The 12,046-nt window shown below is 61.7% G+C and carries 8 protein-coding genes; 2 read left to right on the forward strand and 6 right to left on the reverse strand.

All coding sequences use genetic code 11. The annotated features are described in order from the left end of the window. Positions 1–2: 2 nt before the first annotated feature. Together C4J90_RS12430 and C4J90_RS12435 are read right to left on the reverse strand one after the other, a co-directional pair. A complete protein-coding gene (locus C4J90_RS12430) occupies positions 3–962 on the reverse strand; it encodes a MoxR family ATPase (RefSeq protein ID WP_020301524.1) in 960 nt (319 codons plus the stop codon). 294 nt (positions 963–1,256) lie between these two features. Then, a complete protein-coding gene (locus C4J90_RS12435; RefSeq protein ID WP_124419919.1) occupies positions 1,257–1,610 on the reverse strand; it encodes a hypothetical protein in 354 nt (117 codons plus the stop codon). A 471-nt stretch (positions 1,611–2,081) separates the two neighbouring features. Here C4J90_RS12435 and C4J90_RS12440 point away from each other — a divergent pair, with 471 nt between their 5' ends. After that, a complete protein-coding gene (locus C4J90_RS12440) occupies positions 2,082–6,950 on the forward strand; it encodes an NAD-glutamate dehydrogenase (RefSeq protein ID WP_124419920.1) in 4,869 nt (1,622 codons plus the stop codon). A gap of 164 nt (positions 6,951–7,114) precedes the next feature. Here the strand turns inward: C4J90_RS12440 and C4J90_RS12445 are convergent, their stop codons facing one another. The 3 genes from C4J90_RS12445 to C4J90_RS12455 all read right to left on the reverse strand — a co-directional run bounded on the left by C4J90_RS12445 (position 7,115) and on the right by C4J90_RS12455 (position 9,956). Next, complete coding sequence (locus C4J90_RS12445; RefSeq protein ID WP_124419921.1) at positions 7,115–7,801, reverse strand: GntR family transcriptional regulator; 687 nt, start codon at positions 7,799–7,801, stop codon at positions 7,115–7,117. 17 nt (positions 7,802–7,818) lie between these two features. After that, on the reverse strand, positions 7,819–8,520 hold the full coding sequence (locus C4J90_RS12450; RefSeq protein ID WP_124362682.1) for a FadR/GntR family transcriptional regulator: 702 nt from the start codon (positions 8,518–8,520) through the stop codon (positions 7,819–7,821). Positions 8,521–8,645: 125 nt separating this feature from the next. Continuing rightward, complete coding sequence (locus C4J90_RS12455) at positions 8,646–9,956, reverse strand: C4-dicarboxylate transporter DctA (protein ID WP_124362683.1); 1,311 nt, start codon at positions 9,954–9,956, stop codon at positions 8,646–8,648. A gap of 231 nt (positions 9,957–10,187) precedes the next feature. Between C4J90_RS12455 and C4J90_RS12460 the strand changes: the two genes are divergently transcribed. Continuing rightward, complete coding sequence (locus tag C4J90_RS12460; RefSeq protein WP_124419922.1) at positions 10,188–10,817, forward strand: DNA-3-methyladenine glycosylase I; 630 nt, start codon at positions 10,188–10,190, stop codon at positions 10,815–10,817. Between the two features lie 9 nt (positions 10,818–10,826). On the opposite strand, the gene C4J90_RS12465 is transcribed toward C4J90_RS12460, so the two are convergent. After that, on the reverse strand, positions 10,827–11,981 hold the full coding sequence (locus C4J90_RS12465; RefSeq protein ID WP_124419923.1) for a DUF1624 domain-containing protein: 1,155 nt from the start codon (positions 11,979–11,981) through the stop codon (positions 10,827–10,829). Between the last annotated feature and the right edge of the window lie 65 nt (positions 11,982–12,046).

The raw sequence follows: 12,046 nt of genomic DNA on the forward strand, positions 1-12,046 counted from the left end.
CTTCAAGCGACGGCAACGACGTCAAGAATGCGTTGCACCACGCGGTCCTGGTCAACGCCTGCGGCTTCGGCCTCGAACGACAGAATGATGCGGTGGCGCAACACGTCGAACAGCACCGCCTGGATGTCTTCGGGGCTGACGAAGTCGCGGCCGGCCAGCCAGGCATGGGCGCGCGCGCAACGGTCGAGGGCGATGGAGCCGCGCGGGCTGGCGCCGTAGGCAATCCACTCGGCCATTTCCGGGTCGAACTTGGCCGGGGTGCGCGTGGCCATGACCAACTGCACCAGGTATTCCTCCACTGCATCGGCCATGTACAGGCCGAGAATCTCCTTACGCGCGGCAAAGATCGCCTGTTGGCTGACGCGGCGCTCGGGCTTGGTTTCGCCGTTGAGCGCTTCGCCACGCGCCTGTTGCAGGATGCGCCGTTCGACGGCGGCATCCGGAAAGCCGATCTTGACGTGCATCAGGAAACGGTCGAGCTGGGCCTCCGGCAGGGGGTAGGTGCCTTCCTGCTCGATGGGGTTCTGCGTGGCCATCACCAGAAACAGCGGCGACAGCTCGTAGGTGCTGCGGCCCACGCTGACCTGGCGCTCGGCCATGGCCTCGAGCAGCGCCGACTGGACCTTGGCCGGTGCGCGGTTGATTTCGTCCGCCAGCACCAGGTTGTGAAAGATCGGCCCCTGTTGAAAGACGAAGCTGCCGGTTTCGGGGCGATAGATTTCGGTGCCAGTGATGTCGGCGGGCAACAGGTCGGGGGTGAACTGGATACGATGGAACTGCGCTTCGATACCTTCGGCCAGCTCTTTGATCGCCTTGGTCTTGGCCAGGCCCGGCGCGCCTTCGACCAGCATATGGCCGTCGGCGAGCAGAGCGATCAGCAGGCGATCGATGAGTTTTTCCTGGCCGAGAATCTGCGTAGAAAGAAAGGTTCGCAGCGCAAGCAGCGCTTCACGATGTTCCATCGATGACGGTTCCTGGAAAGATGAGCCCGGGTGTCAGGGAAGAACACCGGCCTGGGGCGCTTACTTTAATGCATCGTGGGGTGTGGCGACTAACGGCGTGACGGGTATTTTTGGCAAAACTTGTAGGAAATTTGTGTAGGTGGTGCGCTTTCTGTTGTGAAGGCCGTCAATGTGGATGAGGGCCACTGTGGGAGGGGGCTTGCCCCCGATGACGGTGGGTCAGTCAATATTTCTGGCGACTGGCACACCGCTATCGGGGGCAAGCCCCCTCGCACATTTGATCCTGGGTGCAGCTCAAGTCCGCGTGTAGGTGCCAGTGCCTTTGAGGATGTTCTGCAGGGTTTCCTCGACCTCGGCCAGGTCGGAGGCGGCCGTGGCGTGGGTGATCTGCAACTGATCCTTGCCCCCCAGCGCATCCGCATCGCCGGCCGCCAGTTCGATCAATAAGCGGGTGTCGCCCAAGGTGACTTTCAGCCCATCCAGGGTCGAAGGCTCGTAATCCCAGGTCAGTTCCACCTCGTCTTCATCCGGATACCGGCTCAGCATGAACATCTCGCCGTTCTTGCCGTGGCAGCAGAGCATGGCCATGTTGTCTTCTTCGTCGTCACACGGGGTGACCATCAAGGCGTCGGTTTTCAGCTGCAGCATGGGGAATCCTGTGTGGAGGAGGGCGTTTGCGCCGGGTGATTGTGCCATTGCGGCGAATTTTATGCTGCATTGCGTGTCAGACCGAGTGCATGACCTGGCGGTCCAAAGCAGTCATTTTTGATACTGGCGGGCCTGAATATTGCCGGTTGCCCAAGTCGCAACCCCACACCTGCTTACCGATGACCGAATATGTCGCAGCACCGCAAGCAGCCGGCTTCCTACACTCGTTAAGCTGCGCAACGGATGTGCCCCGTGCCAGGCGCCTGACCTGCCCGTCGTACCGTCACCCGGCGCGGTGAGCATCTTGTGGAAGTTGTATGTGACCTGACTGTCTTGTCCAGCTTCACCCACCTGTCACTCTGATTCGTTTATGGTGCTTGTCATCACTACCAGAACAGAGCTGACGGTCTCCCCGCAAGGGGATAACACGCGACGCTTCCATCAATAACAAGCCCAAGCGGAGTACCACAGATGGCGTTCTTCACCGCAGCCAGCAAGGCCGACTTCCAGCACCAACTGCAAGCGGCACTGGCGCAGCACATCAGTGAACAGGCACTGCCACAAGTGGCGCTGTTCGCTGAGCAATTCTTCGGCATCATTTCCCTGGACGAACTGACCCAGCGTCGCCTTTCCGACCTGGCCGGTTGCACCCTGTCTGCCTGGCGCCTGCTTGAGCGCTTCGACCACACCCAACCGCAAGTGCGGGTTTACAACCCCGATTATGAACGTCATGGCTGGCAGTCGACCCACACCGCGGTTGAAGTGCTGCACCATGACCTGCCATTTCTGGTGGACTCGGTACGTACCGAGCTCAACCGCCGTGGCTACAGCATCCACACCCTGCAAACCACCGTGCTCAGCGTGCGCCGTGGCAGCAAGGGCGAGCTGCTGGAAATCCTGCCCAAGGGCACCCAGGGCGAAGGCATCCTGCAAGAATCGCTGATGTACCTGGAGATCGACCGCTGCGCCAACGCCGCCGAATTGAATGTGTTGAGCAAAGAGCTCGAGCAGGTGCTGGGCGAAGTGCGCGTGGCCGTGGCCGATTTCGAGCCGATGAAAGCCAAGGTCCAGGACCTGCTGGCCGGTGTCGACGCCAGTGAATTCGTGATCGACGGCGAAGAAAAAGCCGAGATCAAGAACTTCCTCGAATGGCTGGTGGGCAACCATTTCACCTTCCTTGGCTACGAAGAGTTCGTGGTACGTGACGAGGCGGACGGCGGTCATATCGAATATGACGCCAGCTCTTTCCTCGGTCTGACCAAGCTGCTGCGCGCCGGCCTCACCGCCGAAGACCTGCGCATCGAAGACTACGCCGTGGCCTACCTGCGCGAACCGACCGTGCTGTCGTTCGCCAAGGCTGCACACCCCAGCCGTGTGCACCGCCCGGCTTATCCGGACTACGTGTCGATCCGCGAGATCAGCGCCGACGGCAAGGTCATCAAGGAACACCGCTTCATGGGCCTGTACACCTCCTCGGTGTACGGCGAAAGCGTGCGGGTGATCCCTTACATCCGCCGCAAGGTCGCGGAAATCGAGCGCCGCTCGGGCTTCCAGGCCAAGGCGCACTTGGGTAAAGAACTGGCCCAGGTGGTGGAAGTACTGCCGCGTGACGACCTGTTCCAAACCCCGGTCGATGAGCTGTTCAGCACGGTGATGTCGATCGTGCAGATCCAGGAACGCAACAAGATCCGCGTATTCCTGCGCAAAGACCCGTACGGCCGTTTCTGCTACTGCCTGGCCTACGTGCCGCGTGACATCTATTCCACCGAAGTGCGCCAGAAAATCCAGCAAGTGCTGATGGATCGCCTGAAAGCCTCGGACTGCGAATTCTGGACCTTCTTCTCCGAATCCGTGCTGGCCCGTGTGCAGCTGATCCTGCGGGTTGACCCGAAGAATCGCCTGGACATCGACCCGGTGCAGCTGGAAAAAGAAGTGGTGCAGGCCTGCCGCAGCTGGCAGGACGACTACGCCAGCCTGGTGGTGGAAAGCTTCGGCGAAGCCCACGGCACCAATGTGCTGGCGGACTTCCCGAAAGGTTTCCCGGCCGGCTACCGCGAGCGTTTCGCCGCGCACTCGGCCGTGGTCGACATGCAGCATCTGCTCAGCCTCACCGAAGCCAACCCGCTGGTGATGAGCTTCTATCAGCCGCTGGGCCAGGTTTCCGGTCAGCGCGAGCTGCATTGCAAGCTGTATCACGCCGACACCCCGCTGGCGCTGTCCGACGTGCTGCCGATCCTGGAGAACCTCGGCCTGCGCGTGCTGGGTGAGTTCCCGTATCGCCTGCGCCACGCCAACGGCCGTGAGTTCTGGATCCATGATTTCGCGTTCATCGCCGCCGAAGGCGTGAACCTGGATATCCAGCAGCTCAACGACACCCTGCAGGACGCGTTCGTGCATATCGTCCACGGCGATGCCGAGAACGATGCGTTCAACCGCCTGGTGCTCACCGCCGGCCTGCCATGGCGTGACGTGGCGCTGCTGCGCGCTTACGCCCGTTATCTGAAGCAGATCCGCCTGGGCTTCGACCTCGGCTACATCGCCAGTACCCTGAACAACCACACCGACATCGCCCGCGAGTTGACCCGGTTGTTCAAGACCCGCTTCTACCTGGCGCGCAAGCTCACCGCCGATGACCTGGAAGACAAGCAGCAACGCCTGGAACAAGCGATCCTCAGCGCCCTGGACGACGTTCAGGTGCTCAACGAAGACCGCATCCTGCGTCGCTACCTCGACCTGATCAAGGCCACCCTGCGCACCAACTTCTATCAGTCTGACGCCAACGGCCAGAACAAGTCGTACTTCAGCTTCAAGTTCAACCCCCATGCGATCCCCGAGCTGCCCAAGCCGGTGCCGAAGTTTGAAATCTTCGTCTACTCGCCACGCGTCGAAGGCGTGCACCTGCGCTTTGGCAACGTGGCCCGTGGCGGCCTGCGCTGGTCCGACCGTGAAGAAGACTTCCGTACCGAAGTGCTCGGCCTGGTAAAAGCCCAGCAAGTGAAGAACTCGGTGATCGTGCCGGTGGGCGCCAAGGGCGGCTTCCTGCCGCGTCGCCTGCCGTTGGGTGGCAGCCGTGACGAGATCGCGGCCGAGGGCATCGCCTGCTACCGCATCTTCATTTCCGGCCTGTTGGACATCACCGACAACTTGAAAGACGGCGCCCTGGTACCGCCGGCCAATGTTGTGCGCCATGACGACGATGACCCGTACCTGGTGGTGGCGGCGGACAAGGGCACTGCGACCTTCTCCGACATCGCCAACGGCATCGCCATCGACTACGGCTTCTGGCTCGGTGACGCGTTCGCCTCCGGCGGTTCGGCCGGTTACGACCACAAGAAAATGGGCATCACCGCCAAGGGCGCGTGGGTCGGCGTGCAGCGTCACTTCCGTGAGCGCGGCATCAATGTGCAGGAAGACAGCATCACCGTGGTGGGCGTCGGCGACATGGCCGGTGACGTGTTCGGTAACGGCTTGCTGATGTCCGACAAGCTGCAACTGGTCGCGGCCTTCAACCACCTGCACATTTTCATCGACCCGAACCCGAATCCCGCAACCAGCTTCGTCGAGCGCCAGCGCCTGTTCGAACTGCCGCGTTCGGCCTGGACCGACTACGACACCAGCATCATGTCCGAAGGCGGCGGTATCTTCTCGCGCAGCGCGAAGAGCATTGCCATCTCGCCACAGATGAAAGAACGCTTTGACATCAAGGCCGACAAGCTGACCCCGACCGAACTGCTCAACGCCTTGCTCAAGGCACCGGTGGACCTGTTGTGGAACGGCGGTATCGGTACCTACGTCAAGGCCAGCACCGAAAGCCACGCGGATGTGGGCGACAAGGCCAACGATGCGCTGCGCGTCAACGGCAACGAGTTGCGCTGCAAGGTGGTGGGCGAGGGCGGTAACCTGGGCATGACCCAGCTGGGCCGTGTGGAGTTCGGCCTCAATGGCGGCGGCTCCAACACCGACTTCATCGACAACGCCGGTGGTGTGGACTGCTCCGACCACGAAGTGAACATCAAGATCCTGCTCAACGAAGTGGTGCAGGCCGGCGACATGACCGACAAGCAACGCAACCAGTTGCTGGCGAGCATGACCGACGAAGTCGGCAGCCTGGTGTTGGGCAACAACTACAAGCAGACCCAGGCCCTGTCCTTGGCCGCGCGCAAGGCTTACGAGCGTGCCGCCGAGTACAAGCGCCTGATGAGCGACCTGGAAGCCCGTGGCAAGCTGGACCGCGCCATCGAGTACCTGCCGACCGAGGAGCAGCTTGCCGAGCGCGCCGCGGAGGGCAAGGGCCTGACGCGTCCAGAGCTGTCGGTGTTGATTTCCTACAGCAAGATCGACCTCAAGGAAGCGTTACTCAAGTCCCAGGTACCGGATGACGAATACCTGACCCGTGACATGGAGACCGCGTTCCCGCCGAGCCTGGTGGCCAAGTTCTCCGAGGCCATGCGTCGTCACCGCCTCAAGCGCGAGATCGTCAGCACCCAGATCGCCAACGACCTGGTCAACCACATGGGCATCACCTTCGTTCAACGGCTCAAAGAGTCGACCGGCATGAGCCCGGCGAACGTGGCTGGCGCCTATGTGATCGTGCGCGACATCTTCCACCTTCCGCACTGGTTCCGTCAGATCGAAGCCCTGGATCACCAGGTGTCCGCCGATGTGCAACTGGAGCTGATGGATGAGCTGATGCGCCTGGGCCGTCGCGCCACGCGCTGGTTCCTGCGCAGCCGTCGCAACGAGCAGGACGCCGGGCGTGACACTGCGCACTTCGGTCCGCACCTGGCGGCGCTGGGCCTCAAGCTCGACGAACTGCTGGAAGGCCCGACCCGTGAAGGCTGGCAGAACCGTTACCAGGCCTACACCCAGGCCGGCGTTCCGGAGCTGTTGGCGCGCATGGTTGCAGGCACGACCCACCTTTACACCCTGCTGCCGATCATCGAAGCCGCCGACGTGACCGGGCATGACGCCGCCGAAGTGGCCAAGGCCTACTTCGCCGTCGGCAGCGCCCTGGACCTGCCGTGGTACCTGCAGCAGATCAGCGACCTGCCGGTGGCCAACAACTGGCAGGCCCAGGCCCGCGAAGCCTTCCGCGACGACGTGGACTGGCAGCAACGGGCGATCACCATTTCGGTACTGCAAATGGCCGACGCGCCACAAGACATGGAAGCCCGCGTGGCCCTGTGGCTTGAGCAGCACCAGGACATGGCTGATCGCTGGCGCGCAATGATGGTGGAAATTCGTGCAGCGGTTGGCACGGACTACGCCATGTATGCGGTGGCCAACCGTGAGTTGCTGGACCTGGCGTTGAGCGGTCAATCGGTGTTGCAGCCGGCGTGATGCGTTCGTAGTACCCATGTGGAAGGGGGCTTGCTCCCTCCCACACTGATCGTTCCCACGCTCTGCGTGGGAATGCCTCCCGTGACGCTCCGCGTCGCCCGCTCTCAGTCGGGACGTGGAGCGTCCCCAGCGGCATTCCCACGCAGAGCGAGGGAACGATCAGCTCAAGGGTGTTTGAGTAGTTTGCTTTCCAGGTGATCCAGGTGCTGGGTCATCAAGCCCACCGCAGCGTTTATGTCGCGCTGCTCGATCGCATCCACAATCGCCACATGCTCCTGCCACGCGCAATACGTGCAGGCTTTCGCTTCATATTGGGCAATCACCAACGACGTCAGCGGCACCAGGCTGTTGAGGAACTGGCTCAGCGGGCCGTTGCCTGCAATGGCAGCCAACAACAGGTGAAACTCCCCCGACAAACGCAGCGCCGGCCCGCGCTGGTCACGCTCGATGCAGTCGCGTTCGCGGCTGATCAATTCCCGCAATTGACGTAGCTGTGCACCGGTGGCCTGGGCGCACACCAGTTGCACCACAGTGATTTCAGTCAGGCGCCGCGCTTCGAGGATCTGCCGCGTCTGGTGCGCGTCCGGCGCCGCCACCTGGGCGCGGTGGTTGGGGCGCAGGATGATCACTTGCTGGTGGGACAGTTTGGCCAGCACCCGACGAATCACACTGCGGCTCACCCCAAAGGTTTCACCCAGGCTTTCTTCGGTAAAGCGGCTGGCCGGGGCGATGCGCTGCTCAAGGATCGCATCGAACAGGCGTGGGTAGATGTCATCCACCGAGGGCTTTTTGCCCGCTACCAGACGCAGTGCGGGAAGGAGGGGGTCGCGTTGCAGCGCGTGAGCGTTCATGGCTGGTCTCCAGAGTATCAACTGCCCAGATGGTCGTCCGGGATGTTCAAGCGGATGCCCATGCGCAGGCCTTCCTGCAGGATGTGCCGACGCATTTCGGCACTGGCCAGGGCGCTGTTCTTGTTACGGATGGCTCGCACCACCGCCTCGTTCTCGCGCAGGCGCTCGGCCAGGTGTTCAGGGGAATTGCGCAGCACCTGGGCGCTTTGCTTGAGCGCGTTGCTGGTTTGTTGCACCACGTTCTGGAAAATCGGGTTGGAGGTCAGGGCGAACAGTTCTTCGTGAAAGCCGATATAGGCGTTCATGCCGGCTTCGGCATCGTCGGCATCGAGGGCTTCGCGCATGTCCATCAGGGTCAGGCGCAGTTGGCCGATTTCCTTGCTGCTGATGGACTGGGCGACCAGGCCGACGATGAAGGGCTCGAGGGTGTAGCGCAGTTGCAGGATGTCTTCCAGGCTGGCATCCGCCACCGCGTCGCTCGACTGCGGCCCGCTGACACTGGTTTCCAGCACCACCACGCCTTTGCCGGGCATGGAACGCACCAGGCCGAGGGTTTCCAGCACAATCACCGCTTCACGCAGGCTCGGGCGGCTGATGCCCATCTGTTCGGCCAGTTCACGCTGGCCGGGCAGCATTTCCCCACGCCGCCACTGGCCGCGCGCCAGGGCGGCGCGCAGTTTTTCCACGACTGAATTGACGACGGTTGAGGTGCTGATCACGTCGTTATCTCCTTAATGTTGCGAATACAATTGTCAGGCTGACACTGGACAAATGTGGGAGGGGGCTTGCCCCCGATAGCAGTGTGTGAGTCACAAAATCCCTCCCAGATTGGCCTGTGTCGCCCTCAGAACTCCTGATGCGCCGGCACCACCGGCTTCTTGGCCTGGAACGCATAACCCTGCTGGCCGTCGAGCACCTTGTTGGCACGCTGGATATCAATGTCTTTTTCCCAGCGCGCAATCGCCACGGTAGCGACGCAGTTGCCGATCAGGTTAGTCAAGGCGCGCCCAATCCCCATGAACCAGTCCACCGCCAGGACCAGCACCAGGCCGACCACCGGAATCGCCGGGATCGCCGTAAGCGTTGCCGCCAGAATTACCAGCGCCGAGCCCGGAATACCGTGGGCGCCCTTGGAGGTGATCAACGAGACCAGCAGGATGGTCAGCAGGTCGGTCATCGACAGCGGGGTGCCGGTGGCGTTGGCGATAAACACGATGGCCAGGGTCAGGTAGATCGAAAAACCGTCCAGGTTGAACGAGTAACCGGTAGGAATCACCAAGCCAACGGTGGAGCTGCCGATACCCAGATGCTCCAGCTTGCGCATGATCTGCGGCAGCACCGCGTCGGACGACGCTGTGCCCATCACGATCAGCAGTTCTTCGCGCAGGTACTTGAGCAGCGGCAGCATGCGTAGCCCGGAAAGGCGCATCACCAGGCCCAGGATCAGCCCGACGAAGGCAAAGCAGGTCAGGTAGAACAGGCCCACCAGGCTGCCCAGGTGTTGCAGGGAGTCCAGGCCGTAGGTGCTGGTGGTGAACGCGATGGCGCCGAACACGCCAATCGGCGCCAGGCGCACGATCATGCCCATGATGCGAAAAATCACATGGCTCAGTTCGTTGATCAGCCGCGAGATCCCGGAAGCCGCTTCACCCACCAGGTTCAGTGCGCTGCCGAACAACACGGAGAACAACAGCACCTGCAGCACGTTATTCTCGGCAAAGGCACCGATCACCGAGTTGGGAATCAGGTCCATCAGGAACTGGCTGGTACCGCGAATGTGCTGGCCCTTGTCGGCCAGTTCATTCAGGCCGGCGGAGGACAGTTGCTCCAGATGAATATTCGCGCCGCTGCCGATGCCGGTGCTGAAGGCCATGATCAGGCCGAGCACCAGGGCGACGGTGGTCAGCACTTCAAAGTAGATCACTGACTTCAAGCCGATGCGCCCGACTTTCTTCAAGTCGCCGGCGCCGGAAATGCCGCTGACCACTACGCAGAACACGATCAGGCCGATCAGCATTTTGATCAGCTTGATAAAGCCATCACCCAGGGGTTTGAGTTGCGAGGAGAATTCGGGAAGGGCCAGGCCGCAAATGACGCCGAGCATCAGGCCAATCACGACTTGCAGGAAAATCGAACGCGAGCACCATCTGAGCATGGGAAGGATCTCTATTCGGTGCCCTGGTGGTTCCAGGGCTTAATTGTTGTGGTCTTACCGGTAAGTCCAGTGCGCGGCCAGTCTACGCCCGGTTTTTTTCAAACCACAAGCAAATATTCGGCGGTTGGGGCGCGCCGGTCTGACCAGTGCGCCTGCAACCGCGATGCTTGAGCGGTTGACGGGGCGCAAATTTTTTTGCGTATCATCCGCGCTCGGCATGCGAGGTGATAAATGGACCCATCAGGGCTGACAACGGACGAAACCGGGCGCACCCACTGCGCGTGGCGCAACGCCGCGCCGCAATACCCGCAGTACCACGACCACGAGTGGGGCGTGCCCGTGGCGGATGACATCCAGTTGTACGAGAAGATTTGCCTGGAAGGTTTTCAGGCGGGTATGGCGTGGATCACCATCTTGCGCAAGCGCGAGCAGTTTCGGCAGGCATTCGACGGCTTTGATTTTCACAAGGTGGCGCAGTACGGCGAGGTGCAGATCGAACGCTTGATGAACGACCCCGGTATCGTGCGTAACCGGGCGAAGATCCTGTCCACGATCAACAATGCGCGCCGCGCCTGTGAGCTGGTCAGCGAGACCGGTTCCCTGGCGCGCTGGGTGTGGTCTTTCGAGCCCGGCCCCGAGGAGCGCCCGGCGGTGGTGGATATGGCGTACTGGACGGCCAACCCGACGTCACCGGCTTCGGTGCGACTGTCCAAGGCGCTGAAGAAGCGTGGCTGGACCTTTGTCGGCCCGACCACGATGTATGCGCTGATGCAGGCGATGGGGATGGTCAATGATCATCTGCAGGGTTGCGTTCGCCGTGAGCAAATCGAAGTGCTACGCCGCCAATTCCAACGACCCTGAGTCATTGCCTCAAAGATATTTGAGCCAAGTGATATCCCTGCGCCGCGCCTTAAACCCGGCAAACCATCGCACCGGCACATACAACGCCAGTGGCAGCGCCAACGCCGCCAGCCACACGGCGCCCATGCTGTCGAAACCGAAGTAATTGCCGTGATTCAACCCAAACAACGCGACGGCAGCGACATACAACAGTTTGAGCACATACAGGTGCAGCAGATAAAAGAACATCGGCGCCGCGCCAAATACCGCAAGGATGCTGATCCAGCGTTTCTGCCCGGCCCGTTCGAACGCCAGCAGCAATAGCAGGCCGACGCCCAGCGTCAGCGCCAGGAACAACAGCGAAGGCGGGTATTTGGTGATGTTCAAGAAGCTCATCACTGTCTGCACGCCGCTGTCATAGGCCTGCCAGGGTTTTTCGCCATAGCCGTTGGCCGCCCGCAGCAGCACAAAACCCAGCAACGCACCGGCACCCGCCAGCAGCAAATAACCCTGGCGCACGGCGGGCAGGGCGGCATTTGCAAACCATGGGCCGAGGCCGTAGCCCAGGGCGATCACGCCGATCCACGGCAGCACCGGATACGTCACGCGCAGGCGCAGGGTATCGGACACCTCGATCCAGCTGCGCTCATGCAGGATCGACCAGGCAACCTGCAAGGCCGATCCGGGCGCGAAATGCACGCCATCGAGCAGGTTATGCCCGGCGATGATCGCCAGCGCCAGGGTGATCAGCAACGGGCGCGGTAACCACACCAGCGCGGCGAGGGCGAGCATGCTCACCCCAATCGCCCAGATCACCTGCAGGTAAATCACACTGGGCGGCAACTGGAAGGTCCAGGCGAAGTTGACCAGGGTGAACTCCAGCACCACCAGAAACAGACCCCGCTTGAACAAAAATGCCGACACCGCACGCCGGCCCTGGTATTTCTGCCCATACAGCCAGGCCGACAAACCGGTGAGCAGCACAAACACCGGCGCGCACAGATGGGCGAGGGTACGGCTGAAAAACAGCGCAGGCTCAGTCGTGTCGATGCTCATCGGGTCGCCCACCTGGCGGTGCAGCAGGAAGGTTTCGCGCACATGATCGAGCAACATGAACAGGATCACCAGGCCGCGCAGGGCGTCGATGGAAAGCAGGCGTGGGCGTAGCGCAACAGCGTCAGGCATGGGGGGCGGTTCACAAGGCTGGGCGAAGATGGGTTGTTATTATATAACATTTATCGGCACTTTGC

This window comes from Pseudomonas sp. R2-60-08W (assembly GCF_003852335.1).
GTDB lineage: Bacteria > Pseudomonadota > Gammaproteobacteria > Pseudomonadales > Pseudomonadaceae > Aquipseudomonas.

Coding starts and splice junctions, on each gene's coding strand:
- C4J90_RS12445 (WP_124419921.1), bottom strand. CDS start 7,801: ATGAACGCTCACGCGCTGCAACGCGACCCCCTCCTTCCCGCACTGCGT.
- C4J90_RS12465 (WP_124419923.1), bottom strand. CDS start 11,981: ATGCCTGACGCTGTTGCGCTACGCCCACGCCTGCTTTCCATCGACGCC.
- C4J90_RS12430 (WP_020301524.1), bottom strand. CDS start 962: ATGGAACATCGTGAAGCGCTGCTTGCGCTGCGAACCTTTCTTTCTACG.
- C4J90_RS12455 (WP_124362683.1), bottom strand. CDS start 9,956: ATGCTCAGATGGTGCTCGCGTTCGATTTTCCTGCAAGTCGTGATTGGC.
- C4J90_RS12440 (WP_124419920.1), top strand. CDS start 2,082: ATGGCGTTCTTCACCGCAGCCAGCAAGGCCGACTTCCAGCACCAACTG.
- C4J90_RS12460 (WP_124419922.1), top strand. CDS start 10,188: ATGGACCCATCAGGGCTGACAACGGACGAAACCGGGCGCACCCACTGC.
- C4J90_RS12435 (WP_124419919.1), bottom strand. CDS start 1,610: ATGCTGCAGCTGAAAACCGACGCCTTGATGGTCACCCCGTGTGACGAC.